Origin of the sequence: Scleromatobacter humisilvae, from assembly GCF_023231945.1 — a bacterium.
Classification (GTDB): domain Bacteria; phylum Pseudomonadota; class Gammaproteobacteria; order Burkholderiales; family Burkholderiaceae_C; genus Scleromatobacter; species Scleromatobacter humisilvae.
This window is the reverse complement of the sequence record NZ_JAJLJH010000014.1, coordinates 103,511-129,513: the sequence shown is the minus strand read 5'-3', so window position 1 is coordinate 129,513 and position 26,003 is coordinate 103,511. Positions and strand designations below refer to the sequence as shown.

Here is a 26,003-nt window from a genome sequence, read left to right as displayed (position 1 = left end):
AGGCCTCCCTGAGCCCTTTCTAATGAGGCCCCGATACTGTGGCTGTTTGAACGAGCTGCCGACGCCACGCACTTTCACGAAGCGCACGGCGTTTCCACACGGCCTCGCTGCATAGCCGACATCGAATCGGCGGAGAGGGTTGACCTGTTCTACCTGCTCGAACTGCTCGAGCGCGAGCCGTCCATACCCTCCCGCGATTTCTGAGTCCCCGCAACGCCTCCGACACGCCGGGATTTACACTTTCAGCGCGGCGCGGTTTGACCGAGCTGCAGGCGTGCGTGCGCGCCATCGATGTGAAAGTGCTGAATGCTGGAATGGCTCACTGGGAAGGTCGTCGACAAGCTCGCAGATTGGACCGGGGGCAAGCTCGCTGGTGGCCGTGCGCGGATGAAGGTGCGTGGCGCGCTTGAGAAGGGCGGTGGCCTGGAGAAGGCGAGCGTCGACGCGACGATTGCCGCTGCCCTCGACCAGTTGGTGTCCGAGCCGTTCCTGAACTCGCAGGCGGCACAGCCAACCGTCAAGGAATGGCTGCAGGTACCGGAGGTGCAGCGCGCGTTCTCCAACTATGTGCTTGGTATCCAGGGCAGCGACTCATCCTTGGCATCCGGCGCGCTGCGGGTTCTTGCGGCGGAGTACGCGGCACGCACGGGTGAAAGCGCCAGGCTCGCCGAGGGCAAGGTGCGCCAGGCCGCCGATTACGTTGTTGCCCAGGTCAAACGAGAGCCCGCACAGCTCACGCTCGCTGGGGTCGTTGAACTACTGGCTCGCCAGCGGTCTGAAGGTCTGCCTGCACCGGCTGATGAGAGGCTCGACCGGCTGCGCAGGGAATCGCTGGCCGCCCTGAGTGCCCTCCCGGTCGCAGTCCCGCTGGTTGATGTGGCCGCCCCGGCACTGTTCGCTCTGGCACCTGGCGAAAGACGAGGTGAGCCAGTGTCGGCAGAGGCCATTGCCGCGGTCCTCATTGACGGCGAGAGCGTCCTCATTCACGGCACGGGCGGGGCCGGCAAGACCACGTGCCTCGCTGAAGTGGCCAAGCGCCTGGCTCGGGCGCCAAAGCGTCCAATTCCGCTTTACCTGAGCGCTTCAGAATGGGCGTTTTCAGGGCACGAGCTCCTTGATCACGTGTGCAGTCAGCCGGCAGTACTGCGAGCGGGCATTTCGAAAGATGACGCATCAAAGCTGATAGAGGAACGGCAGCTGGTCTTGCTGGTCGACGGCTGGAACGAGGTCGCCGCAGACAGGCGCGCGCCGCTTGTAGCGTCAGTCGGGCAATTCCTCAGAGGACAAGAGTGCGGATGTTGTTGGCTTGCTGCATCAGACTTCTCCCGTATCGCGAGGTCTTTCGACTGGGAACAAATGATTTCCGCCAATGCCGCAAGGGACAAGTCGGACAGTGTGAGCTCTTGCTGTCAATTCCATCGGAACCTTAGAACCTTTCGCGCCACGCCGGCAACGGCCGTCATCGGCAGCCACTCACGGGTTGCGCATGGCCTGCAAGGCCGCCGCAACCTTCCTGCCGAATTCGGGGCCGACGATCACGTCACAGGAACACCGAGTTCAGTCAGCACGTCCGTCAACAATCGGCACCATTGCGTGTGCGGCCGCACGAAGCCCAAAGCGTTGCGAGCGCCATGTGAATTGCATCGGTACAGGCTGCAGATCGTTTTCAGGACGATGCCGCCTGGAGACAGGTTAGCCACTTGCGAGCTCGCCCACTTCACGCGACTGGCCTAATCCGGATCAGTCAAAGGTCTCGAATCGTCGTCTGCGGGCGCATCGTCAAGCAGTCATCGACTGAACGGCTCGGCCACTGCAGTCAGCGGCGGGACAGGCTCTTGCTTCACCGTGATGGGTCGTCGGCCGGGTGTTGTGTTGACGGGCGGAATCGCGGTCGTGGGAGGGGTTCGACCGACGGCGCAGTTGAGGCGCCAAGGATCGGGACCAGAGGCCGGCTCGGCAGCGTGTCTTGCCGCTTTCGCTTTCCGTCGCTCAACCAGCTTCTCGTGGCGCGCCTCCACGGAGCGTTCGGCTGCCGAGGCCGCTTAGGGCGACTCTGATTGCGCAACGCGCGACGGTGCGCCGCTGCCTTGTGCGTGTGCGAGCTCCGCCGAGTCGATGCCATTCGGCATAGGCGGCTGTTGTCCAAACTGGAGATGTTCGAGCAGTCGTCCGCTGGCAGAGTGAGGTAGCTGTCGAGCATTGTTCGGCGAAGCTCTGTCTGTTCCCCTACTCTCGAATGGAAAATCCATGTCTTTCCGACGCAACTTCTCTACCCTGGCCGCACTGGTCGTCACCTCTGCCGCCACGCTGGCGCAGACCGCTCCCAACCAACCGGAGCCGATGGTGCTGCTCGTTCCGGTACTGGTGACCGACCCGGCGCTGGCGGCGGGCTGTTGGGCGCAGTTCTACGGCAAGCGCGACTTCAACGGCGACGTCGCGACGCTGATCGGGCCCGCTGGTTTCGTGAGTCTCGACAAGGGAACCGCTCGCGAGTTGAAGCGCGAGATCGACAGTCTCGTCCTTGGGCCGAAGGCGACGCTGACGGTCTATGAACACGCGCTCTTCAAGGATGGATCTGTGACGTTCGCGGCGAACAGCCGGGAGGCGGGCCTCATCAAGAAGCTCGGGTTCCATGGCCGCATCGAATCGATGCGCCTCGACTGCACCGATTGATGGTGGTGGCCCGTGCAGGTTCGAGACGCGGCGTGGCGTGTGCGGCAGCGACCTGCCGCGCCCATCTGCCCGATGAAGGTTGTCGCGAGCGCAGTTCCTGCCCCTCAAGTCAAGGACAACGGCCTCAACGAGGATCGGCGCCCGCGCTACCTCGAAGCTCTCCCGTTTGGCAGGGGACGGCCGCCACACCAAAGACTAGAGTCGGCTGCAATGGGTGCTCCGGGCACAGGGCCAACTTCTGGGCTTGGCAGGCGCAGTACCTGACAATCTGTGAGGTGGAGCGTGCTGTTCGATATCGCGGTGGCAATGCTGCTCGGTTGGGTGGTTGGCTACGAAAGGTATTTCGCTGGCAGAGTCACCGGTGCTCAGGTGTATTGCATCGTCTGCGCGACTTCGTCCGCAGTGACCGCGGCGGCCGGCGCACAGCCTCTCTTCTGGCCAGGCTTCACAGCCACCACCAATGCTGATCCGACGCGCGTCGTTGGAAGCGTCATCACGGGCATCGGCTTCCTGGGTGCCGGCATCCTCATCCACTCGGGAACGAGCGTCCGCGGACTCACCACCGCAGCATCCATCTGGGGCTGTTCGGTCATCGGAATCCTTGTCGGGATGGGCGAGCTGCCTGCTGCAATCGCTCTGGCCGCACTGTTCGTCATGTGCATGTCGATTCTTCCCAGCCTTGAGAGACGTTTACCCGCGCGGGCGGTCTTCGCAGCGTCCATCAAGTACCAACGGGACTACCACCCTGAGACGCGCGACATGGTCGAGTTCCTGCGCTCGCGACGGCTCTCCATGGTCGAAGACAGCATCTCGGTGACCTACGAGGACGGCTCCTACAGGATGGAGTTCATCATCATGGCGAACGCCGGCGCAAGCCTTAGCGCCATGGACTTCGTCGCCGAGGAGCTCCCCAACCTTCCCCATGTCCTGAATTTCACCCTTGAACACTCCAGTCGCGGCTGAGGCGTTGCGCAGCCTGTTCGACCAGGCGCGACGCACACTGAAGGCCGCAGTTGTGCCGTCGTGAAATCTGGATGTCAGGCCATCCCGTTTAGACTACGGCGACGCAGGCGTACCTGCAGTCGCTCTCCACAGCCAATCGACAATCGTTGTCGATTGCAGCGAGTTCATCAGAGTGACGAGGGGCTCCAATCTCGCCAAGAGCGCTTGACGCCTCTCCCGAGGTCCGTCGATCGGCGCGCAAGGGCGTCCGCTGCCATCAGATCTGAGTCAGGCGCGACGCCGCCGAGGCAGACGCACCACGCCCTCGGCCAGCAGGAGCCGGACTCAGTTGCCGCCCTTTTTGTCCGGCGATGCCTCCGGATTGACCGCGGGAGTGGCGCCCTTGCGAAGCTTCGGCGCGTGCAGCCGGTGCTTCTTCGGCGTCGAAGCCGCGTCGGCAGCTGCCGGCGCGGATGCGGCCGGCGCTTGAGCAAGGGCGAGAGATGCGAGCGAGGTAAGCAGCGCGGCGGCGATGAAAGACTTGACCATGATCGTTCCAATCATTGTGGGGAGAGAGGGAGAACTGTGCTCACCAGCGCGACGACGGCCTACTCCAGTAGAACCACCGCATCGTCCGACGAACAACCAACTTCGACTGCTGGCTGGCAAATTTTGCGTTTCCGAAGAAATCGCGCCATATCCCAAATGGGGAGGTTGAAAACAGGCTGAATTTGGAAGGCATCGTGCTATCGGAGCCGGGCTGTCTATGACAGGCGGCGCGATGCCCTCCCCGGGATGCGCCCGACGACCCGGAAGAAGCCTGGTCGCGTCGGGATACAGGACATGGTGGGATAGCGCTTGCGTGCGTGCTTCATGCGTCCGACCTTCAGACGAGCGCCCGGGATTCGCAATGCAGGAGGCTTCCGGGGCCTTACGTGTCGGATTTTCATTGGTGTCCTTGCTACCCGCGCGCCACATATCTGTCTGCACGTGCTGCCTCGAGGACCTCTTCGGGAGACTGCCGAAGAATCTCCACCGGGCGTGTCCCGGCCAGCCAGCCGTTCGGCTCCGCGAACCAGTGCGCGATTTCGAAGTCGTCATAGGCGCTCGTGAGCTCCGCGATGACTGCGACGACCTCCGACCGGACGCACATGTCCCGCAAGTCGAACTGAAAGAGAGGAATCAGCGTCCTGGAGCGCCAGTGCATGTTGACGACCGACCGCCCGACGATCCACTTGGCCAGCATCGATATGGGCTGGTCGAACCTTTGGCGCAGCAGGTCCAAGACCTCGTCACACGTGCACAGGCCACCGGCTTTGGTGTAGACGAGACTCATCATTTCACCTTGCACCCGCACGGCCTGAGCACACCCCGTCAGGCAGGAAGCACTCTTCGTCACGTCACCGAGCGGAATGGACGCAGGAACAACACCGCGGACACGCCCAACCGCGTCACGTCGAACGAAGATGGATGGGCACATGGCGGCCTTCCCTAGAGTTGACGCTTGAACGCCAAGGCGTTCGCGACGCCACGGTCGAGAACCGGACAAGCACTTCCGTCTTCTTGCCCACTTCCGCGAAGACGCTGGCCTTCGTGTAGCGCGTGATGTCGCGGGTGACCGTGAAGTGACCGAAAGCGCCCGAGCCCTTGGCGTGCATCCGGCGCTCGGGAATCACTTCGCGGTCGAAGTGTGCGAGCTTTTCCAGGAGCCAGATGTCCTGCAGCAGGGCCGGGCCCCGGGCTCCCGCGGTCTCGATGTTGAAGTTGTCTACGACCGGCGCGCCGTTGGCATGTGTCAGCTTCATCTGGTACTCCACGTTTGTCGAATGAGGGCTCATGCTGGTTGCGCCGCGCGACGTCGCCGGCATTGCTTCCGGGTCCCTCGATACTGACGTCGCCTCTCCGACAAGGCATCTCCCATACGGGCGAGGGCCAGCTCATCCAGGCTGAGCTCACGAAACCAGGACGGCGCGGGTCGCTAGAGGCGAGGTGTCGTGTATTTCACCGACACAAGCCCGGCGCGATGAGCGCAGCGTGCGCTGGCTCGACACGAGCGCCACTCCAGCCGTCAAATGAAAAGCGGCACCGGCGTCTTGTCGATGGCGGTGCCGAAATGTCCGTGCTCCTGTCGCATCGGCTTCCCGATGCGGCGCACGCTAGCCCTGAGGGCCGACCTGCGTATGGCATGCCAACTCATTGGTCGCCTTGGAGTCACGGCGGCGCCGGTCGTCGAGTCCGTGAAAGTGCTCCTTGAGCAGCTTGATGGGTGTGACGAACCTGCAGCTAAGCAGTACTCGCTTGCCTGCAAGGCACTCACGCACTGGCCAGAGTTCAGCGATGTGCTGGAGCAGGCGCTGCTCGATTCCGACCGCGAGGCGGTGTACTCCTTCGCACACGACATGCGCGAACTCAGCGTTCGCTCGTTCCGCCCAGACCTCCTCGCTCGCTTTCTCGCTTGGCCGACGGAGCGTCAAGAAGACTTTGTCGGCTCGCTCGGCACGCTTCCCGACAACGCCGACTTTCTGTTCCAGGTTGCCACTTCGAACGCGCTCAAGGACGTACGAGCCAAGGCAATCGCAACGCTCGCCTGGGAGTACGGCGGCACGTCGGCGGCTACGGACGCGTGGCTGGCGGCACCTGACGAGGTCAAGGACTCGCATGAGGGCATGCAAGCCATCCTCTACCGGCTTGGGGACTCCGACGTGCGCCCGGCTGTGCTCGAGAACATCCTCAGGCTAGCAGCCGCTTCCTCCAGCCGCAACCTGCTTCTCGACGCAGCTCGAGAGCTGCCACTGGCTCAGTGCGGCTTCGCAGTCGAAGCGGCAAAGGCCGCGCTCTTAGAGCAGCACGGGCACCCATGGCAGTCCAGCAGGACTTCATGAACTTGACGTTCAGATCTGAGTCCGCCTGGGGCAAAAGTGGGAGACCTTGGGTAGTCATCGGGGCCATTTGTCGCGGCAAGTGCCATCGCTACATTCACCTTGACCAATCAACATTTGCCCCAAGGCAAGAAGGAGTCATCAATGGCGAAGGTACTGGTTCTCTACTATTCCACCTACGGACACACCGAACGATTGGCCCAAGCCGTGGCCGAAGGCGCGCGTTCAGCAGGTGCAGAGGTGGCGCTCAAGCGTGTTCCTGAATTGATGCCGCCCGAAGTCGCTCGCAGCGCCGGCGCCAAGCTCGATCAGGCCGCGGATGTGGCCACGCCCGGCGAACTGGCGCAATACGACGCCATCATCATCGGAACGCCGACCCGCTTCGGCCGCGTGTCGTCACAGATGGCCAACTTTCTCGACCAGACCGGCGACCTGTGGGGCAAGGGTGCTCTGGTCGGCAAGGTCGGGGGCGCCTTCGTCTCTACCGCCAGCCAGCACGGCGGCATGGAGACGACGCTGTTCTCGGTTCTGACGTCGCTGATGCATCACGGGATGATCACTGTCGGCCTGCCCTACGCCTATGCGGGCCTCACGAAGATGGACGAAGTGACTGGTGGCACCCCCTACGGCGCCTCCACGATCGCGTCTGTCGACGGATCGCGCCAGCCCAGCGAAAACGAGCTGGCCGGTGGTCGCTTCCAGGGCCGCCATATCGCCGAAATCGCGACGGCATTGGCGCGCGGAAAATCCTGATCGGGGCCTGGGCCCGGATAGGAGGCGTGAGCCCTCGGATCGACGCCGACATGGCACTCATGGGTCGACCGAGGCTCCTGCCCGCAGTGCTGACCGAGGCTGGATAGTTCCTGCGCCGAGCGATTCAGCAAGCGGCCCCGGGCCAACTACATCCACTCAATATTGAAGAGTTCGGGTCGGACGCAGGCTTTGCAAATCCCCGGCCGCCGTGAGTCGCACGGTTGTCTGCCTGGCGAGAGAGATCGATCAACCGGGTTCCTCTGCTCCATCTGCAACACACTGGGAGAAATCGTGAAGATCGTGCGGACCGGATCGGCGGCCTGGCAAGGAGATATCAAGGACGGCAAAGGAGCGATTTCTACCCAGAGTGGCGCGCTCCAAACCTACCCATACGGATTCTCGAGCCGATTCGATGGATTGCCCGGCACGAATCCTGAAGAGCTGATCGCCGCCGCGCATGCGGGCTGTTTCACCATGGCCCTGTCTCTGATCCTCGGTGAGGCGAAGCTGACGGCGACGCAAATGGCTACCGTGGCTGAAGTGACCCTTGAGTCTGTGGCCGCCGGCTTCGCCATCACTGCGGTGCACCTTCGGCTCAAGGCAACGGTACCGGGTGCCGACCAGGCGACCTTCGATGCGCTCGTGGCGGCAGCGAAAGCCAACTGCCCGGTCTCCAAGGTACTGAACGCGTCGATCACGCTCGATGCTGAACTTGTGACCTGAACGGTCATGGAGCATTGGCGCGCATTGCTCTGATTCGCCTTGCGAGCCACCCGTGTGATCGATGAGGTTTCCGGCTGCGAGTTCCGCGACGCGCGATTGGGCAAGAAATCGAGCGGCCAGCTGCAGCTTCTCGGCGACCGAATCGGAGACACGATCCCGCTGGCGGGCCAGCGGTTGGCCAAGACCGAGGCGGCGTCAAGGCTCACGTCCAACGACAACGCCGATCAGCAGGCCAAGCGAAGTCTTGTCTGCCACGCTCGGCCTTCCCCTGGCTGGCGACTACTTGGCGGCCTCGATGGTGAACTCGCCGACCTCGACACCGAGATCGATCCCCTCGCCCGCACCCGCGAGCGCGAGAGACACGGTGCCCTTGGTCAGCACCTGCGCTGAGGCCGACTTCAGCAGGCCCGCGTGCACCTCGCTCTGGACATAGGAGCCGAGGACATCGTTGATGGCGCGAACGTCAGTGAATTTCCCTGTGCCGTTGTCGATCTGGGACTTGCCGACAGTCGCGCCGGCGCCTCGCATCTTCACGATCACTGGCAGCGACGTGCCGTCGCGGCATTGGACGGTGCCGCTTCCGTCCGCGCGCTTGTAGATCGCAGACCAGCCCTTCAGCTGGAAATGCAGCGTGCAGTCCAGGGTGGCCGTGGATGCGGCGTTGGACGCGCCTGCGCCAAGGCTCAGGAACGCAGACGTCGCCAGCGCGCGTGCCATGTGGTGCCAAGTGATCTTCATTGCTTTCCTCGCTACTGTCGTTGGGTGGATGTGAGGGCCAGATGCCCTTGTCGGCCCGAGTCGGGCACGAGCGACGTGTTATCAGACCACGACCGGGCAGCGGATCGCATCAGACTGATGGCATAGCGTCGTCTCAGCCGAATTGCAGGGAGAATTCGCCGCGCTGCGTGTCGCCGCCCCGGGCTGGGCGTCACGCCAACGACCTTGTCGCGCAGGGACCAACAAATGGAGACGGCGGGTGGAGATTCCGTCCAGAAAGAGAGCGCAGCCGCGCCGACCAGGGTGCCGCCCTGGAGAACTGCCCCGAATTGATGAAATTCTTAGACGGGCTTCGCCAGCACATGCTCGTGAACCAGGCCACGGCGGGCCGCGATGCCCACGGCGTGCGTGCGCGACGTCGCACCAAGCTTGTTCATGATGGCGCTCACGTGCGATTTGACGGTACCTACTTCGATCTGAAGATGCCGCGCGATCGCCTTGTTCGATTCGCCGATCATGACGAGCTTCAAAACCTCGATCTCGCGCGAGGTCAGCGAAGCCTGAGTCAGGCTATCGGCCATTCGCTGCGCCACGGACTGACACAGATATCGCATACCGCCTGCCACTGTCCTCACGCCTTCGATGAACTCGCTCAGCGAGCAGCCCTGAAGGACATACCCGTGGATACCCGCCTCGATCGCTCGTCGGACGTACGTCTCGCAATCGTGGGAGGTCAGGGTCAGGATTCGTGCCGTCGCGAGCGACCTGTGCATCCCGCGGACGGCCGGGACGGTAAGACGCATCGCGTGATCGTAGTCGGCGATGACGACATCGATCCGGGTCTCTTCCGAACGCATGGCATCGATGTCGTCTACGAAGACCTCGAAGGCCACTTGCTGGCGCAGGGCTGCCACGAGCCCGACGCACAGCAGCGGAAAATGATGCATGACCAGAATTGACGAGCGATGAGCAATGGTGTGATTCATCGGGCTCTCTCCCGTAGGCTGTCGTGCGACGGGCCTGCCAACGCTCTCGACGAGCTTTGAGGCGAAGCGCAACCTCACACCACTCCCGAGCGCTGGCCTTGGCCACTGTCTCCAGTCGCCGCACGGTGGCGCACGGGATGACAGGTTTGGTCGCCACCGTAACATCGCGCCTTCGATGCGACCAATTCAATGCAGCTATCTCGCGCATAGCCAGCGGCTACCTCCGTGTCACAACCGTTGTCGCCCCAATGCGGCCTGAAGCTTTAGGTCTTCGAGGGCGTTGAAGAGAGGAGGCATCGGCACGATACGGTCAGGGCATGGTGCGCGCATTCGAATAACCATTTAGATAGTGCACAATTTAAATGCACGCTAGAGTTCGTCCCATGCCTCGCGCCAAGACCTTCAAGACCGCCGGCGAAGCCCGCTCTGACGCCATGCTCGCGCTCGACAAGCAGCTCTGCTTCGCGCTGTACTCGGCTTCGCTCGCCATGACGAAGGTATACAAGCCACTGCTCGCCCCTTTGGGGCTGACCTACCCGCAATACCTCGTGATGCTGGCGCTGTGGGAGGAGGACGGCCAGACCGTCAGCGCCCTGGGCGACAAGCTTGCGCTCGACTCCGGCACGTTGACGCCCCTGCTCAAGCGTCTGCAGGCGCAAGGCGCGCTGACTCGCGAGCGCGACACCCTCGACGAACGGCGCGTGATTGTCCGCCTGACCGACGCCGGCCGTCGGCTCAAGATCCAGGCGCGTCGGGTACCGCCGCAGATCGCCCGTGCCACCGGTTGCGAGCTCTCCGACATCGCACAACTGACACGCCAATTGACGGCGATGCGCGACTCGCTGGCACAGGCAGTGGCGCCCGCCGATGCGCCGCACTGACGAATGAGTTTTCCACACCGAGGTGCCTGCAACGTCTACGACGCCTCGACATCTATCGACCACCCAACCCACCATTGAGGAGCACTCCATGTCCCCCGAAAAGATTCTGTACACCGCCACGGCCACTGCGACCGGAGGCCGCACCGGCACCGTGAAGTCGTCCGACGGCGCGCTCGAAGCGACCTTGACCTCGCCCAAGGAACTCGGCGGCGCCGGTGATTTCGGCACCAACCCGGAACAGCTGTTCGCGGCGGGCTACTCGGCCTGCTTCATCGGTGCGATGAAGGCGGTCGCATCGGGAAGAACTGGCGGCCCGAAGATCGCGCTTCCGGGTGAAGTCTCGATCACTTCCGACGTTGGTATCGGCCAGATTCCCGGCGGCTTCGGCATCAGGGTCGACATGCGGATCTCGATCCCCGGCATGGACAAGGCCGCCGCGGAGGCACTGGTCGCCGCGGCGCACAAGGTGTGCCCGTACTCGAACGCGACGCGCGGCAACATCGATGTATCGCTGACGGTCGTCTAAAGACCGCGCGCCGAATGCCGCCGAGGTCGCCGATGCGCTCGGCGGCACAGGCAGCGTCGCTTGCCGGTCTTGCAGCGGAAGAACTTCACCGGACGAGGCCCGCCATGCGCGGGCTTCGTCGTCGGCCACGGGCACTCCTGGCAGCAAGACGTTCAGAACGTCAGGCCGGATTTCAATCCGATCACGAACGCATTCTTGTTCTGGTCGCTGCCCCCAGGATGCAGGATGTACTGCAGATTGGGACGCAAGTAGATCGACGGTGCCGGTGACCAGCTGTAGTACATCTCGGTGACGTATTCGTAGCCACTTCCCGCAACGACGCGCTGCCCGGTTCGCAGGTTGTTCTGGCGTACGAAGCTCGCATAGCGAGCATTGTTGTGCGTAGCACCGATGGCAGCACCGATCGCGTCGCGAGAGCGATCAAACGGGCCCAGGTACTGCGCGCCCATCGAGATCTGTCCGTCGACCCGCGCCGTATTGCGGTCCGCCTGTGAGATGTTCAAGAAGGTCGTCGCGCCACGCTCGCCAGGCGCACCGCTCATCTGCTGCTGGAAGTTCACGTAGGCGCCGAATTGTCCATCTCGCCTGAGCGGATCCATGCCCGTCACGCCGCGTGGATTCCGATTGACGTCGTCGTACAGGTCATTTCCGTCCGACGTGTTGTACCAGATCCCCACCTTGTACGAGCCCGGGCGTCCGTCGAGCGTCGGCAGCCAGGCCGCCTCCAGCGGAATCATCGTACCCGTCGTGCCGCTCGGGTTATCCAGCGACAAGCCGTGGTGACGCGTGTAGGCGTCGTCCAGGTAACGTGGGTTGACCTGGTATGCACCGATCTGGATGTAGCTCTGCTGCGAGGTCTGGTACTTGAGGCGCGTCGCCCACTGGCTGGTCGGCCAGTTGACCCAATATCCACTGACGATGTTGCCCGGCTGCGAGCCGCAAAACGTCAAGTTCTGAAAGTCGCACGAGAAGTTTGCGAAGTCCTCTCCCATCGTCATGCGGCCAGCCTTGATCTGCAGGCTGCCGTCCGCCAGCGTCTGGTTCAGCCAGAACTGCGTCAGGTGCCAGGTCTGGCTGCGCCCGTAGACCTCCTGGAGGAGCATGTTGTTGCCGATGTTGGCATCCGCGCCCAGGTTGCGGCCATTTCGATCGGTGATCGTGGTCTGGAGCGTGCCGCCTTTCCAACCCATGAGTTTGCTCAGGTCGAGCGTATTGCCAAACATCCATTGGTCGGAATAGCGCGTCAGCTGCTCCGTCCCACCACTGGCGTTGTGTGCCAGTTCGCCGACATAGTCGAAATCGAAGTTGACGCCTTCGTCCGCAAGACGGCTTCGAATGTCACCCCAATCGCCCAGAAAGTACTTGTCGGCAGCGATGTCATATGCGTGAGCGCTGACGACGCGTAGCATCAGAGCGCTCGCGACGAGCCCGGCACGATTCAAGTGCGCAAGCCGCGAACGAAGCAACGAACTGCACGTGGACTTTGGCATCTGGGGATCAGAGCCGGAAACCGAAGATCCATGCAAGCTTCTGGAGCGGGCTTCGATGCGTCCTCAGGATCGACAACCTGGAGTATGTCGATGGCAGCTGCAGGGCCCGGCGTGGCACTTTGAAGGCCCGTGATTTTGGGCCGACGAGGGGCGTGCGATGTCGTTTCATGTGATCTCCTTGATATGGATTGCGGTTGCCGGCGACGTCAGATCGCGCTATCCCCGCGCAATGAAGCGATCGGCTCGTGCCGCCTCGAGCGCGGCAGACGAATGGGCCGCAATAGCATCGACCGGCGTTCTTCCCTGCAGCCAGGTGTTCGGAAGCGCGAACCAGGTGGCCAGTTCCCAGTCGTCGAAGACGTCCACCAGTTCCCGGATCACGGCGGTCACGGCCGGCAGCAACGAGGGTGCCCCTGGCTCGAATTGAAACAGCGGCAGCCAGATCGTTCCGCGGTATTCAAAGCTCACGACGTCGCGGGCGACGATCCATCGCGCGAGCCGTGACATTGGTTGATCGGAGGCTTGGCGCAGCATGCTGACGACGTCAGCATCGCTCGCGAGGCCACCGGATCGCCGATACGCGACCTCGATCTCGCCGAAAGGCTGGCCCCACGAACCGCGAGTGGCTTCGGCGAAAGCGGGAGCGATGCGTGCGGTGGGCGAGGTCTTTTTCGCCGGGGAGATCCTCGAGCCGGCGGCAAGAAGGATGGCGGTCTGTGGCATGTAGTCTCCCGGGCGGCATGGGGCCAATCGATGCCGCTACTGTCCGGGTTCATGCCTCATGCGTCATCGGGCTGGGGATGCCGTGAGAGGTGCATCCGTCGTCTGATGCGAGACTATCCATTCAGAGGTATATCCGAGCCTACTGCCTCCGCTGTTCGATGGCAGGACGGTCCAGAGCCATGGCGGCGTCCGCACTCACTTGCCCCAGTCGACCAAAGAGGCCGCGTGCGCGGCGCTCCCTACGGCCTGCGATCCGCAAGCGGAGCATGCCAGGCGCCGCGTCGGCGGCCTACCCTATCCGAAGTGCGGCATCGAGCGCATCGAGCAGGGCACGCTCGCTGAAAGGCTTGAACAAGCATTCCGCAGCCCCCCGTGCAAGCAGCCGAGGACGAAGCGCTTCGTCGTCGTGAGCGGTGATGAAGACGATCGGAATCCGCAGGCGTCGACGGATCAATTCCTGTTGAAGATCGAGCCCCGACATCCCGGCCATTGCGATATCAAGAAGCAGGCAGCTCGTCTCATCGACGACATCGGAGGCGAGGAAGGCTTCGGCCGACGAGAACCCCTGGGCGGCGAACCCAAACTGACGCAAGAGGTCCGGCAGGGAATCGCGCACCGACTCGTCGTCATCGACGACCGACACGAGCAAACGTCCGGTCATCACGAATCTCCCTCGATGGATGTGGTGTCCGCTGCGTGCTCCTGATCGCGAGGAATGGAAAACGCAAAGGTGGCGCCGGGCCCGTCGTTCGATCCGGCCCATAGACGACCGTGATGACTCTCGATGATCGAACGACTGAGCGACAGCCCGATACCCATGCCAGTGCTCTTCGTCGTGAAGAACGCCTGGAACAGCTTCTCGGCGACGTGCGGCTGCAGCCCGATGCCGACGTCCAGCACCGTCAGGCGCACATGGTCGCGCTCGTCGCGCTCGGTTCTGACGATGAGAAGCCGCTGCCGGTCTTCCACGTCAGCCATCGCGTCCGAGGCATTGCAGACCAGGTTTAGTACGACTTGCTGCAGTTGGATCCGATCGCCCGTGATTGGCGGGAGGTCGTTGGCCAGTTCCAGGCGGAGCATCACGCGGTTTCTCTGCAGTTGGCTCGATGACAACGCGAGCACCTCTCGCGTCGCCTCGTTCAGGTCCAGCAATTCCGCAACGACGCCCTTCTTGCTGAAGAGAGCGCGCAGGCGCGAAATCATGTCGGATGCACGGTTCCCGTCGCGGATGGTTCTCCGGGCGGTCTCGCGTGCGCCGTCGAGGTTCGGTGGTTCCGCGCCGAGCATGCGCAGACAAGTGCTGGCGTTCGTGATGATGCCCGACAGCGGCTGATTGACCTCGTGCGCGATCGATGCCGTCAGCACCCCCAGGCTCATCACCTTGGCCATTTGAGCAAGTTCCGAACCCGCCTTGGTCAACGCTTCGTCCGAGAGTCGCCGTGCCGTGATGTCCTGGATGGCACCCAGGTATTCCCGTCGGCCATCCGGATGATTGGCATCTCGACCGAGCGTATGCACGTACTTGACGGAGCCATCTGCCATGCGCAACCGGATTTCGTATTGGAGCTCGCCCCCGGCGACTTTCGCCCGTTCGATCTTTTCGGCGAGCAGTGGAAGATCATCCGGGTGGATCCGGGTTGCGATCAGCCCCAGTGACACCGGAAGATCTCGCTCGAACTCGAAGATCCGATAGAGCTCCTCCGAGAAGCTGACGTCGTTCGTATCGACAAACCAGGAGAAGCTGCCGGTATGGCTCAGGCGCTGGCCTTCTGCAAGAAATGCCTCGTTGAGCCCCAACTGTTCCTCGGCACGCTTCAAGTCATCGATATCGGTATGGAGCGCATACCAATGCAGGATGCGGCCGTCCGTGTCGCGAAGAGGGCGCCCGCGCACTTGAAACCATCGATAGACGCCGTCGAAGCGCCGCAGACGGACTTCAAATTCATACGGTTCGCCGGATGCCATCGATTGCATGAGCGCCAGCATCGCGCGAGGCAGGTCCTCACGGTGGACCGTGTCGCTCGTGCCCCACTGCTTGAGTTCCTCCAGCGATCTGCCGCAGTATTCGACGATCTGCGGATTGACCACCTCGACTTCGCCCGCCGGCGAGAGAATCGCCACGAGACCCGGAATCGTGTTCACGATCAGCCGCGAAGCACGCTCGCTTTCGCGGAGGGCATCCTCCGCCCACCGGCGCTCGACAACCTCTCTCGCCAACTCCTCATTGGCGGAGGCGAGTTCGCTTGTTCGTTGCGCGACCCGTTTATCGAGCTCTCCGGCAATTCGCTTCTGCTCGTGCAGGAGATACGCCTGCTGCAGTCCGATCGCCACCTGGTTCGCCGCGACGTCGAGAACAAGTCGCTCGCTCCGACTCGGGAAATCGAACCTCTGCGATCCAACTACGACGACCCCGATTTCGCCCAGCAGTCCGAGGCGAATCTGTGCGGTGGAGAACTCCGCGCCTCCAAGGGTCAGCCGCGCATTGGGCGGCCACTTCAGGTAGTCGTCTCCCTGTGATCGGTTCAGGGCTTCGGTGATCTCGCTCGCCTGGCTCGTGAGTTCCGGTTGTCCGGGAACCTGAACGAATTCGCGTGGCGATCTACCGTCCCTGTCGATCATTCGCACGTACGCGAAGTCGAGGTGGAGCATTCCGACGAGCACGTGCAGGGAGGTGCTGATGATCTGCGGTGGCTCGCTCCCCATCCACAGCTCCGGAATCGCCATGACGACGACCAGGTCGTTCAGGCAGCCGCGCAGCCGCGCAGCCTCCTCGATGGCAGTTTCCAGTGGTGCATTCATCTCGAGTCCTCCCTCGCTGCGATCAGGAGCAGACGCAGCATTGTCGGCGAGACTGCATTGGCAGGAACTGCACGACGCGCCAACGCTCGGGCCGGCGATCGTCCTGTAGTCAGTTTGGCAGCATGCGCGATGTACAAGGCACTGGTCGATCACTCCTTGGTATCGATGCTTTCGAGCGCTGTCACCGATCCGCGTCGTTCTTTGTCGCAACCCACGCGTCACGTTGGAAGCGCCTGCGCGTCGCGGGGTGATCGTGCGGAGGTCCGAAAGCGCCTGGTCTCGGCGGCGCCGACGAGGCCGCGCTCGGAGGCGATGCTGACTGCGTGCGTGCGGGACGACGCCTCCAGCTTGCCCATGACCGCCTTGACATGATGTTTTACCGTTCCGATCGCGATCCCGAGCTGGTTCGCGATCGACTTGTTGCATCGCCCGTCGACCAGGAGTTCCAAGACCTCGCTTTCGCGCGCGGTCAGGCGCTCTCGCACGAGGCTGTCTGCCATTCGACGCGCGACGGGAATGCAGATGTACCGCGATCCCGCGAGCAGCGTGCGAACCCCGGCCACGAGTTCATCGACAGGGCTGCTGAGGAGGAGATAGCCGTGCACGCCGTGTTCCATCGCCATGCGGACCTCTTGCTCCCGCTCGTTGGACGTGACGACGAGAATCTTCGGGTGGCGGAGCGCCACGGCTTTTGGACATCGCTGTCCGGCGGCCAGATTCAGGCCGTCGAGATAGTCGGTCAGGATGACATCCGCGTAATCATGCGGCGAGTCCGAGGCCTCGACGCGGTCCATCCGCACATCCAGATCGGGTTGTTGGCGCAACGCAGCTGCCATGCCGAGAGCAAGCAGAGGCTCGCCATGCTTGACGAGCACGTTGGAGCCGCGCAAAGGTACCTGATCCATGGTTGTCTCCTGTGAGAAGTGCGCCTCGAGGTCCGGGCGGGTGTCCATCAAATATGCGACGACACCTCGTCATCGAGCCAGTGAACAGTCGTGAAACGTTGTTCGGTGCGCCGATGCTCCGCAACCCGGCTTCAGCCGGTTGTTGCGGACCAGGCGGCGACACAAGTTCTCGCTATCGCTCGTGTTTACGTCCCGGATTGGTTTCGCAGGATGATCAGCTGAACGATCTTGTCGCCACGGGCCGCGAAATAGAACGCCATCGCTAGAGGATCGGGAAGGCCTCGCTTGTCGAACGTTCCATCGATGTGCGCCGTGACTATCACGTGATCGTAGTGATACACGCAGTCGACGACATGCATCGTCAGTTGCTCGCCGATGATGTCGCGTGCCGCCCAGGACTCGATCTCGCGCCTGCCCCAGTAGTCCCGCAACTGATCGTTGACCAACGCGTCGTTGGCGAACGCGGAGACCAGGGACACCAGGTCTCCACGGTTTGTCGCCCGGATGTAGTCATCGACGGGCGGCGGCATTCGAGGGCGAGGTGTGGGGCCGACGCTGATCTGCGCGAGCCTGCCGGAATCCATCCTGAAATGGAAGTCCAGCAGGGTATCGGCTTGCCGGCGCTCCTCCTCGAGCTCGAGCCACAGCGTGACCACGATGTCTCCGTGTTGCTGCCGCGCCCCGATCGGGCGTAGCGCGATTGATCCGCTGCCGAGCCTTTCACCCCATGCATGGATGTCCGCTCCGCGATGCTCGCACTGGCCTTCGGTGACGACGTCGACAGCGTGCAGCGCGGAGAGAAGCGATCCGCCCTCCCCGGCGCGTGCAGCACTTACGAAGGCCGCGATCGGTGACGGAAGATCGGAGAGGAACATCGGGGCTCCCGGCGACAAGGGGCAGCCAATCGCTGCCCCGCCATCGTGGCCGCGACCGCCGTCGATGTCGTGTAGATTGTTGTGAATCGCCGCGAATCGGCATCGCCGGAGAGCGCGGTGACCCGCGTCAGGCAAGCGATCCCGCATGCTGATCCAGCAGGGCGCGGGCGGCCCTCAAGTCTCCGGTTGCGTATCCCTCAGAGAAGCGCTCGACGAGGGCAGCGAGCATCTCGATGGCTTCGTCGCCTCGTCCGCTGCGTTGCCACACCGGCACGAGCGACAGCATCGCACGCAGTTCGAAGCCGAGTGCTCCGCTTCGACGCGCCTCGGCGATGCACTCGAGCAGCACTTCTGCCGCCCCGGCACCTGGCGGTGACGCCGCCAGCAGCGCGTCGGCCCGCACGCGCAAGAGATCACACAGGTACAGCGTCTCTCCCCGCAGTCGCACGTGCGCGATGGCGTCGTCGATCGTGCTGGTCGCGAGGCCGATGTCGCCGCACAGGAGCAGGCCTTCGGCCAACGCCCGGGAGAACGACGTGGTGAGGACATGATGCTGCTCGGTCTTCAGTGCCGCCAGCGCTCGTCGCAGCAGTGCGACGCCGCTTGCATGCTCGCCGCGCAAGATGGATAGCTCGCCTTTCAGTGCGACGCCCACTGCGTGGTAGGGCCCGAGCGAATGGCGGTCGGCATGGGCGAGCAGGTGCTCGATGTCCAGTGCGGCCTCCTGGATATCACGGTTCCAAAGCTGGATCGTGATGGCGTAGACCATGGCGATGCAGAGGTTGACAGGGTGCTCACGCTCCTGCGCTTCTTCCACCGCCTTGCACGCCAGGCTCGTGGCCCGATCGGGGAAGCCGCGTATCCACAAGGCCCGGGCCAGCGCGACGAGCGCGCGCACGCGATGGTCGTAGCCGAAGAAGTCGATGTGTGCAGGGCCCGAGGCCTGCGCACGCTTGAAGCCCCGCTCGCAATGGTGGAGCGCAGCCTCCTGATCGCCGGCGAGGTGATGGGCGACACCCAGCATCCAGTCGGTCATTGCCTCCACGCCAGCGTCCTTGGCGTCCTTCGTGAGGGCAGCGGCCTCTTCTGCGATGCGAACGGCCGCCTTGAAGTCGCCGACCCGCGTCAGGAAGATGTGAAGTCCGGCCAGGAGATGCAACCGGTGCTGACGCTCGCCCAAGGTCTCCGCAAGGCGCAGGCCTCGTTCGATCGCCGTATGCACCTCGCTGCCATTGCCGCGCGTGAACATCGCGGAGATGGCCAAGGCGCTCTGCAGGGCAAGCTCCGTCCTCGTGCCGCGAGCGCTCTCCGGCATGGCGACAAGTGCGAGCTCGCACCATCGATGACACTCCCGCAGGAGCGACGCGCCGAGAAAGATCGCCGAGGTGCGTGCAGCAATCTCCACGCCGACCGCCGGATCGCCAGCGTCCGCCAACGTCCACGCGAGCGCCGCACGAATGTCGCCGAGATGCCCCAATGAGAGCGACAGGGCACGGGCGTCGGCGATCGGCGCATGGATTTCACGGCGCCTCAGATGGTCGCGCCAATGGAGTGCGTGGCGGTCCGCGACGACCTTGTTGTCCTCGGACTCGGTGAGCTTTGCAAGGGCGTAGGCGCGCGTCGTATAGAGCAGCCGATGGCACACCGCACCTTCCACGACCGAAGCCGAGAGCAGGGAGCGGTCGCTCAGGCTTGCCATCGCGTCAGCGACATCCTGGTCGGAGCACGTCTCGTCTCGCGCGACCGCCAGCGCCGCCTCGTGAGTGAACGGTCCCATGAAGACCGAGAGTCGGCGCAGCACGCGGCGGTCGCGCTCGGGCAGCAGATTGAAGCTCCAATCGAGCATGGCCTGCAGCGTCTGGTGGCGGGGCAAGGCGCTGCGCCGTCCTTGCCACAGCAGGCGGAATCGGTACTCGAGAACACCAGCCGTTCCGCGAATGCCATAGGAGCCGACCCGGCTGGCGGCAAGTTCGATGGCCAGGGCAATGCCGTCCATCCGGCGGCAGATGTCCACCACGATGGCTGCATCGGCATCGTCGAGTTCCTCGACATGGCCGCTCGCCGCGGCGCGCTCGACGAACAACTGGACGGCCGGTGACGCCATGGCGCTTGCAGCGGTGAGCTCCAGGCCTTCCGGCGGAACCTCCAAGGGACGCAACAGATGGACATGCTCGCCTTCGACGCGTAGCGACTCCCGGCTGGTGGTGAGCATGTGCACCTGAGGCGCATCGCGATGGACCTGTTCGGCGAGGGACGCCACGGTAGCGACGACATGTTCGCAGTTGTCGAGCAGGAGCAACAAACGACGAGCGGCGAGGAAGGCGAGTAGTCCCGACAGCGCATCCCGCCCCGGGCTGCGAAAGCGCAACGTCGCTGCAACCGCGTCGGGAACGAGCGCCGGATCAGTCAACGACGCCAGGTCGACGAAGAACACCGCGCCGTGGAAGTCGTCGAGCAGCGCATGCGCGGCAGCGACGGCGACCGTCGTCTTGCCCATGCCGCCCGGTCCGACGATGCTGACGAAGCGGTGCTCATGGACCAGTCTTGACAGGGTTTCGATGGTTTCCCGCCGGCCCACGATGCGTGCGAGCCGTGGCGGCAACTCATGCGCCGGGTCGGCATTGGCGGCCAGCTCGCCGCCGACGGGGGACGTTGGCGACCCTGTCGAGCGCAGCACCGGTGCAACAAAGGAATAGCCCTGGCCCGGCACGTTGATGACATAGCGCGCACCCGATTGACCGTCCTCGATCACCTTGCGTAGACGCATGAGGTGTACGCGGAGATTCGATTCGTCGACGACCAATTCGCGCCAGACAATCGCCATCAACTCGCGCTGCGACACGACACTGCCGGCACGCCTCACCAGGGCGATGAGGATGTCCAGGGCGCGACTCCCTATCTCGACCGGCTCGCCGGCACGAGCTAGCCTTCGTGCGGCAGGGTCAAGGCGGTAGGAGCCGAACATGTAGGCCTCGGCGGCTTCGTCGCTGTACGGCATGCAGTTCACGCTCCAGATGTCGACACCGCGGATCGGTCGCGCTTGCGCGATCGCGGGGTGCCCAGACACGGGTCGTGCCTGGGCAGCGCCGTGAACACCAGCATGGCACCGACTGCTTGCCGGCGGCAATGCGACATGAGCGATCTCCTCTCGAATGGCGAACGCCGACAGCGGAGCGCGCCATACGCCGATGCGGTGCTTGATCTCACCACGGACGTCTCGTCGAATCCATTGGACGAAGGTATCGGCAGGCGGCGGTGCGCCGGGAAACTCTCGAAGGTTCAAGTCCCGTCCGGGCCATTCGAGATACCTGCGCCCGGCCACTGTGAGCGGTGCGACCCGGCGTCGATTCGGGCATCGTTCATACCTCTGAGGACAGGCCGCTTCGAGCAAACAGCCGATGTGCCGTCCGACATTCCATCCGAGGCGACTTGTGCTTCAGCGCCACGCCTGCGACAGCCTGGCTCATGAGCCGGGCGCAGCCTTCATTCTCTGAGAGGAAACCTCGTGAAGTCGTTCATCAAGACCACCGTCCTTGCAGCAGCCTTCTGCTTCGGGATTTCCGTCGCCAACGCGGCGTCGACAGCCGCGGAGGAGGTCCAGAAAACCACGGTCGTACTCGTGCACGGTGCGTTCGCCGACGGGTCTGCGTGGGACAAGGTCATTCCCCTTCTCCAGGCGAAGGGACTGCATGTCGTGTCCGTCCAGAATCCGCTGACATCGTTGGCCGACGACGTGGCCGCCACGCGCCGCGTGCTCGACATGCAGACGGGGCCCATCGTGCTCGTGGGGCATTCCTGGGGCGGCATGGTCATCACCGAGGCCGGCCAGGACGAGCACGTCAAGGCGCTGGTCTATGTCGCGGCATTTGCGCCCTCCGAAGGCGAATCCGCGACGGACCTGACCAAGGACTACCCGACGCCCGAGGGCCTCCAATCGCTCATTGCCGACAAGGAAGGCTTCGTGAGCATGAGCCCCGAGAGAATGGCGAAGTATTTCGCTCAGGACGTTCCCGCTGCCCAGACCAAGGTCATGGCGGTGACTCAAGGCTCCATCCGCGGGCAGAACTTCGGTGAAAAGGTCACCGTCGCCGCCTGGAAGACCAAGCCGTCATGGTATGTGCTGGGCGAGCAGGATCACATGATCCAGCCCGCTCTGCAGAAGGCAATGGCAGCGAAGATCTCCGCGCACGTCGTCAGCTTGCCGACCAGCCACGTGCCGCAGCTGTCGCGGCCGACACAGGTTGCAGACGCCATCCTCGCCGCCGCGGCAGAGCAGTCCAAGTAACTGCATCGGCATCGAGAATGTTCCCGGATCGCAGATTCAACGACTTCGCCGCGGCCAGGCGCGCGGCCCTGCGGTGCGCGCCGTTGCAAGGCGATCCGGGCACGTGGATCCCCCGAGCAGGTCGCGCGGCCGCGCGCAGGACCGCAACATCAGTTCGGGTACTCCGCTGCGTGCCTGCCCAGATGCACTTCGATGTCACCCGGCTTCTGGAGTCCCTTGCCCACCAGGACTTTCAGCCTCGCCTGCGGACCGGGTCGTTGGACCGAGATGAGGAAGGCGTCCCAGCTCGCCTTGATATCGGCCTCGGGCGGCAGGCTCTCGACGTCCACGAGCTTCTTGGTATCGATGATGGCCTGGCGATCGAACGACGCGATACGCAGCGCCAGGTTGTCGACGAATCGATCCAGCTGCGCGTCCGGCAGCGACCGGTTCACGTAGCCGTAGCGCTCGGCGATGTCGCCGTCGATGTCGTCGGAGCCGACCATGATCTCCATCGCTCGACCGCGTCCGACGAGCCGGGCCAGGTTGACCATCGGACCGCCTCCGGCCACGAATCCCGCGCTGACCTCGAATTGGGACAGCACCGCCTTCTCGCGGCTGGCATATCGCATGTCGCAGGCCAGGATGAGCTCGCTGCCGATGCCGGTCGCGCGTCCGCGGATCGATGCGATTGTGACAATCGGCAGCCGACTCAGCCTCACCATCAGGTCCGTGACCGCTGGCAGCCCGGTGGGCCCCGGTGCCATGCCAGTGGTGTCGGTCAGGGGCGAGAGCAGGTCGTAGTGGGCCGAGAAGTAGCCGGGCACGGCGCTGTCGAAGACGACTACCTGGACTTGCGGATCCGCTTCGATCTGGTCGACGACCGCGGCGAGTTCCTTCACCTCGCCCGCGCCGATGATGTTCAGTGGCGGGTTGTCCAGAGTCACACGCCAGTAGGTCGGGCTGCGCTTCGTGATGCGAACCTTCGCTCCGGAAGTCGCCTTGGTGGTGGCCAATGCAGCCAGCTTCTCGCCGGGCAGTACCTCGGTCGTCTGCGCGCTGGACACGCTGCAGGCGACGATGGGCCCGGCGAGTGCCAGCGCCTTCATCGTCCAGGCCGCGGTGCGCAGGTTATGCATCCAGCGATTGCTGCTTGGCGGTGCCGAATCCGCGTGTGCCTGCGCGGCTGTCCTGTCAGGTCGGGTCATGAGTCGTTCCTCGTTCGGGTGAATGGAGGAGCCGACTGTGGCAACTGGAGCGTGAGACAGCATCTCACATTTGTCAGAGGTGCTCCTGGGTCTTATTGGATGCGGCCTCGCGATGGCCGGGCTTCGGGCGATACCAATGTGCAATGGATCGGCTCGCTGGATTGGAGTCATATCGAGTCCCACTGCAGACGCTCACCGAGAGTGCCGGCAGGCTCGTCCCACCCCAGCCCGAATGTAGAGAACCCGATGAACCATGTCTTGCCAGATCGCTCGACCATTCTGGTCATGCACCATGACCAGCTGTTGTGCGCCGGCCTCGTGGCGGCCCTGCGTCAGCACGCTGCCTTCGAGATCGTCGAGTGCGCAGTCGACGAAGTGCGCATGGACGATGTTCGCATCGATGTCGTCATCGCCGACTACGGTCAAGCGATGCGTCTCGCCGATCCGGCCTTTCGTACGTTGCACAGGCCGCTCGCGACGGCACGGATCCTGGCCCTGACCTCCACCGATCGCGAAGTGGACATCCGACGAGCCATCGAAGCGGGTATCCATGGCTACGTATTGCGAGGTTGCTCCCTGAGCGAGCTCATCGAGGGCGTGAGGACGGTGGCCAGCGGCGTTCGATACCTGTGCCAGCCGGTCGCGCAACGCATGGCCGACAGCCTGGCCGGCGCGTCGCTGACCTCGCGCGAGACCGAGGTGCTGCGGCTCGTCGCGATCGGTGAGTCCAACAAGGCGATCGCCCGGCAGCTCCAGATCGAGCTGGGCACGGTCAAGTCGCACGTGAGCGCCATCATGAGCAAGCTCGGCGCGTCGTCGCGCACACATGCCGTCGGTATTGCGACCACGCGTGGGCTGGTGCAAGAACCCGCTTCGGCACAACCGGTGGGGGCTGCTGCGCCAGCGCACCGGATCGAAGCCCCGACGCAAGTCGTCTGAGAACACCCACTGAATTGGAGAAGCCCATGTCGAACAACGAGGCACAACGATTTCCAACGGCCGAACAGCGGCTGGCCGCGCTTGACATCCGGTTGCCGGCACCGCCCCAGCCGTTCGGTGCCTATGTCGAGTCCGTTCAGGTGAACAACGTGCTCTATCTCACCGGCATGCTGCCAACGGCGGGACGCGAAGTCCAATTCTTCGGGCGTGTCGGTGCGGAGCTGGACGTGCAGACGGGGCGCCAGGCGGCGCACCTCGCTGCGATGAACGGGATCGCCCTGGTCCGCGAGCACCTCGGCTCGCTCGACAGGGTGAAACGTATTGTTCGCCTGGGCGTATCCATCGTCACTGCCGGCGACTTCCGAGAACACCCGAAGGTAGCGGATGGCGCCTCGGAACTGCTCCAGGCCGTGTTCGGTGCCGAAAGGAATCCGTGTCGCGTCGTCGTCGGGGTAGCCAGCCTGCCGCTTGGCGCGGCGGTCGAATTGGAGTTGATCTTCGAGGTGGAGCCTTCCTGATCGGATCAGCCTTGTGCAGCAAGCCACCACACGGACCGCGACGGTCGGGGCTCGCCCAGCCCGCGCCGTGCCGCGGCGAACGTCTGCATCGGATCGACACGATCCATCACTCTTCCCTTTGGCGAAACACTGACTCCCGTACCACGTGCGTTCCCTTGAAGGTCAGTCGTCCATAGGATCGAACAACCGCGATCGGATGCGGACGATCCTGCGCTGCACAGGCCTTCCATTGATCACGACACGCACGCCACGATCGAATCCAGCGCAGGACACCTTCAATTGGAGCAGCATCAATGAGCTCAACGAATCACAAGATCTTCCTGATCACGGGCGCCAGCTCGGGGCTCGGCCGCGCGCTCTCGGTGGCTGCGCTCGCCGACGGCCACACCGTCATCGGCACGGTACGAAATTCAGGGGATGCCAGGCGCTTCGAAGAACTCAACGCCGGTCGCGCGCATGCGGTGATGCTGGACGTGACCGACTTCGAAGCCATCGAACCCGCAATCAGTCGCATGGAGGCCGCGGTCGGTCCGATCGACGTGCTCGTCAACAGCGCGGGCTACGGTCACGAAGGCATCCTCGAGGAATCCCCGCTGTCGGCTCTGCAGCGCCAGTTCGATGTCAACGTCTTCGGCGCCGTCGCGGTGATGAAGGCCGTGCTGCCTTCGATGCGAGAACGGCGCACGGGACGCATCATCAACATCACGTCGATGGCCGGGCTCGTCGGCCTGGCCGGTGTGAGCTACTACGCCGGCAGCAAGTTCGCGCTCGAGGGAATCTCCGAGTCGTTGCACAAGGAGGTACACGGCTTCGGTATCCGAGTGACGGCCGTCGCGCCAGGTTCGTTCAGGACGGACTGGGCAGCCCGGTCGATGGTGCGCAGCGAGCGGGCAATCGCCGACTACGACGCCGTCTTCAACCCGATCCGCCAGCGCCGCCAGGACTACAGCGGTCGCCAGCTCGGCGACCCTGATCGCGCGGCGCAAGCCCTGCTGAAGCTCGTTGCATCGGAGGCCCCTCCGCAACATCTGCTGCTCGGCAACGATGCCCTCGCGCTGCTGAACATGAGTCTGGCCGATCGCGCCACCGAGCGCGCGAAGTGGGAAGGCACGACGCGATCGACCGACCATCAATAGTGACGATCCTGCGGGCGCGGACTGCTCGAGTCCGCGAGCGGATCGTCGTCCTCATCAATCGGCAAG

General features: G+C 63.7%; 25 protein-coding genes and 1 pseudogene. 13 read left to right on the top strand and 13 right to left on the bottom strand.

Translation table 11 applies throughout. The annotated features are described in order from the left end of the window. Positions 1–306: 306 nt before the first annotated feature. From LPC04_RS27460 to LPC04_RS27450, 3 genes are all read left to right on the top strand, one after another. Positions 307–1,734 carry a DEAD/DEAH box helicase family protein gene (locus LPC04_RS27460; RefSeq protein WP_275685519.1) on the top strand — a complete coding sequence of 476 codons (1,428 nt, stop codon included), beginning with the start codon at positions 307–309 and terminating at the stop codon, positions 1,732–1,734. A 513-nt stretch (positions 1,735–2,247) separates the two neighbouring features. After that, positions 2,248–2,673, top strand: a complete 426-nt coding sequence (locus tag LPC04_RS27455; protein WP_275685518.1) for a hypothetical protein — start codon at positions 2,248–2,250, stop codon at positions 2,671–2,673. A 282-nt stretch (positions 2,674–2,955) separates the two neighbouring features. Continuing rightward, positions 2,956–3,636, top strand: a complete 681-nt coding sequence (locus LPC04_RS27450; protein ID WP_275685517.1) for an MgtC/SapB family protein — start codon at positions 2,956–2,958, stop codon at positions 3,634–3,636. A gap of 324 nt (positions 3,637–3,960) precedes the next feature. Here LPC04_RS27450 and LPC04_RS27445 read toward each other — a convergent pair whose 3' ends face one another. The 3 genes and pseudogenes from LPC04_RS27445 to LPC04_RS27435 all read right to left on the bottom strand — a co-directional run. Next, positions 3,961–4,179, bottom strand: coding sequence for a hypothetical protein (locus LPC04_RS27445; RefSeq protein ID WP_275685516.1), 219 nt, complete (start codon positions 4,177–4,179; stop codon positions 3,961–3,963). A 397-nt stretch (positions 4,180–4,576) separates the two neighbouring features. Beyond that, positions 4,577–4,951, bottom strand: a complete 375-nt coding sequence (locus LPC04_RS27440; RefSeq protein WP_275685515.1) for a hypothetical protein — start codon at positions 4,949–4,951, stop codon at positions 4,577–4,579. A gap of 190 nt (positions 4,952–5,141) precedes the next feature. Then, a pseudogene (locus LPC04_RS27435) lies at positions 5,142–5,420 on the bottom strand (catalase); the annotation flags it as partial. Between the two features lie 267 nt (positions 5,421–5,687). Between LPC04_RS27435 and LPC04_RS27430 the strand changes: the two are divergent. From LPC04_RS27430 to LPC04_RS29100, 4 genes are all read left to right on the top strand, one after another. Continuing rightward, positions 5,688–6,497: a hypothetical protein gene (locus LPC04_RS27430; RefSeq protein ID WP_275685514.1), complete on the top strand. Its 810-nt coding sequence runs from the start codon at positions 5,688–5,690 to the stop codon at positions 6,495–6,497. A gap of 141 nt (positions 6,498–6,638) precedes the next feature. Further along, the gene (wrbA, locus tag LPC04_RS27425; protein WP_275685513.1) at positions 6,639–7,247 is read left to right on the top strand and encodes an NAD(P)H:quinone oxidoreductase; all 609 of its coding nucleotides are present in this window, start codon (positions 6,639–6,641) and stop codon (positions 7,245–7,247) included. 297 nt (positions 7,248–7,544) lie between these two features. Continuing rightward, positions 7,545–7,970 carry an OsmC family protein gene (locus LPC04_RS27420; protein WP_275685526.1) on the top strand — a complete coding sequence of 142 codons (426 nt, stop codon included), beginning with the start codon at positions 7,545–7,547 and terminating at the stop codon, positions 7,968–7,970. A gap of 54 nt (positions 7,971–8,024) precedes the next feature. Continuing rightward, positions 8,025–8,360 (top strand): transposase DNA-binding-containing protein, encoded by a 336-nt coding sequence (locus tag LPC04_RS29100; protein WP_420854780.1) that lies wholly within the window; start codon positions 8,025–8,027, stop codon positions 8,358–8,360. Here LPC04_RS29100 and LPC04_RS27415 read toward each other — a convergent pair. Both LPC04_RS27415 and LPC04_RS27410 read right to left on the bottom strand, forming a co-directional pair. Continuing rightward, complete coding sequence (locus LPC04_RS27415) at positions 8,250–8,708, bottom strand: hypothetical protein (RefSeq protein ID WP_275685512.1); 459 nt, start codon at positions 8,706–8,708, stop codon at positions 8,250–8,252. The genes LPC04_RS29100 and LPC04_RS27415 overlap by 111 nt on opposite strands. A gap of 320 nt (positions 8,709–9,028) precedes the next feature. After that, complete coding sequence (locus LPC04_RS27410; RefSeq protein ID WP_275685511.1) at positions 9,029–9,673, bottom strand: response regulator transcription factor; 645 nt, start codon at positions 9,671–9,673, stop codon at positions 9,029–9,031. 383 nt (positions 9,674–10,056) lie between these two features. Between LPC04_RS27410 and LPC04_RS27405 the strand changes: the two genes are divergently transcribed. Both LPC04_RS27405 and LPC04_RS27400 read left to right on the top strand, forming a co-directional pair. Then, entirely contained in the window at positions 10,057–10,554 is a 498-nt protein-coding gene (locus LPC04_RS27405) for a MarR family winged helix-turn-helix transcriptional regulator (protein ID WP_275685510.1), read from the top strand. 88 nt (positions 10,555–10,642) lie between these two features. Continuing rightward, a complete protein-coding gene (locus tag LPC04_RS27400; protein WP_275685509.1) occupies positions 10,643–11,080 on the top strand; it encodes an organic hydroperoxide resistance protein in 438 nt (145 codons plus the stop codon). Positions 11,081–11,232: 152 nt separating this feature from the next. Here the strand turns inward: LPC04_RS27400 and LPC04_RS27395 are convergent, their stop codons facing one another. The 7 genes from LPC04_RS27395 to LPC04_RS27365 all read right to left on the bottom strand — a co-directional run bounded on the left by LPC04_RS27395 (position 11,233) and on the right by LPC04_RS27365 (position 21,155). After that, a complete protein-coding gene (locus tag LPC04_RS27395) occupies positions 11,233–12,489 on the bottom strand; it encodes a carbohydrate porin (RefSeq protein ID WP_275685508.1) in 1,257 nt (418 codons plus the stop codon). A gap of 297 nt (positions 12,490–12,786) precedes the next feature. After that, entirely contained in the window at positions 12,787–13,293 is a 507-nt protein-coding gene (locus LPC04_RS27390) for a hypothetical protein (RefSeq protein ID WP_275685507.1), read from the bottom strand. A 289-nt stretch (positions 13,294–13,582) separates the two neighbouring features. Further along, positions 13,583–13,954 (bottom strand): response regulator, encoded by a 372-nt coding sequence (locus LPC04_RS27385; RefSeq protein WP_275685506.1) that lies wholly within the window; start codon positions 13,952–13,954, stop codon positions 13,583–13,585. Further along, positions 13,954–16,092, bottom strand: a complete 2,139-nt coding sequence (locus tag LPC04_RS27380) for a PAS domain-containing sensor histidine kinase (protein ID WP_275685505.1) — start codon at positions 16,090–16,092, stop codon at positions 13,954–13,956. Before LPC04_RS27380 ends, LPC04_RS27385 begins: the two co-directional genes overlap by 1 nt. 218 nt (positions 16,093–16,310) lie before the next feature. Next, positions 16,311–16,997: a response regulator transcription factor gene (locus LPC04_RS27375; protein WP_275685504.1), complete on the bottom strand. Its 687-nt coding sequence runs from the start codon at positions 16,995–16,997 to the stop codon at positions 16,311–16,313. Positions 16,998–17,182: 185 nt separating this feature from the next. Next, positions 17,183–17,872 carry a nuclear transport factor 2 family protein gene (locus LPC04_RS27370; protein ID WP_275685503.1) on the bottom strand — a complete coding sequence of 230 codons (690 nt, stop codon included), beginning with the start codon at positions 17,870–17,872 and terminating at the stop codon, positions 17,183–17,185. Positions 17,873–17,999: 127 nt separating this feature from the next. Next, complete coding sequence (locus tag LPC04_RS27365) at positions 18,000–21,155, bottom strand: ATP-binding protein (protein ID WP_275685502.1); 3,156 nt, start codon at positions 21,153–21,155, stop codon at positions 18,000–18,002. A 222-nt stretch (positions 21,156–21,377) separates the two neighbouring features. Between LPC04_RS27365 and LPC04_RS27360 the strand changes: the two genes are divergently transcribed. Next, positions 21,378–22,157 carry an alpha/beta fold hydrolase gene (locus LPC04_RS27360; protein ID WP_420854778.1) on the top strand — a complete coding sequence of 260 codons (780 nt, stop codon included), beginning with the start codon at positions 21,378–21,380 and terminating at the stop codon, positions 22,155–22,157. 149 nt (positions 22,158–22,306) lie between these two features. Here LPC04_RS27360 and LPC04_RS27355 read toward each other — a convergent pair whose 3' ends face one another. Continuing rightward, positions 22,307–23,344, bottom strand: coding sequence for an enoyl-CoA hydratase/isomerase family protein (locus tag LPC04_RS27355; RefSeq protein ID WP_275685501.1), 1,038 nt, complete (start codon positions 23,342–23,344; stop codon positions 22,307–22,309). Between the two features lie 246 nt (positions 23,345–23,590). Between LPC04_RS27355 and LPC04_RS27350 the strand changes: the two genes are divergently transcribed. From LPC04_RS27350 to LPC04_RS27340, 3 genes are all read left to right on the top strand, one after another. Continuing rightward, positions 23,591–24,283, top strand: a complete 693-nt coding sequence (locus LPC04_RS27350; RefSeq protein ID WP_275685500.1) for a response regulator transcription factor — start codon at positions 23,591–23,593, stop codon at positions 24,281–24,283. A 26-nt stretch (positions 24,284–24,309) separates the two neighbouring features. Next, positions 24,310–24,801, top strand: a complete 492-nt coding sequence (locus LPC04_RS27345; RefSeq protein ID WP_275685499.1) for a RidA family protein — start codon at positions 24,310–24,312, stop codon at positions 24,799–24,801. Positions 24,802–25,094: 293 nt separating this feature from the next. Next, positions 25,095–25,937 carry an oxidoreductase gene (locus LPC04_RS27340; protein WP_275685498.1) on the top strand — a complete coding sequence of 281 codons (843 nt, stop codon included), beginning with the start codon at positions 25,095–25,097 and terminating at the stop codon, positions 25,935–25,937. The last annotated feature ends 66 nt before the right edge of the window (positions 25,938–26,003 follow it).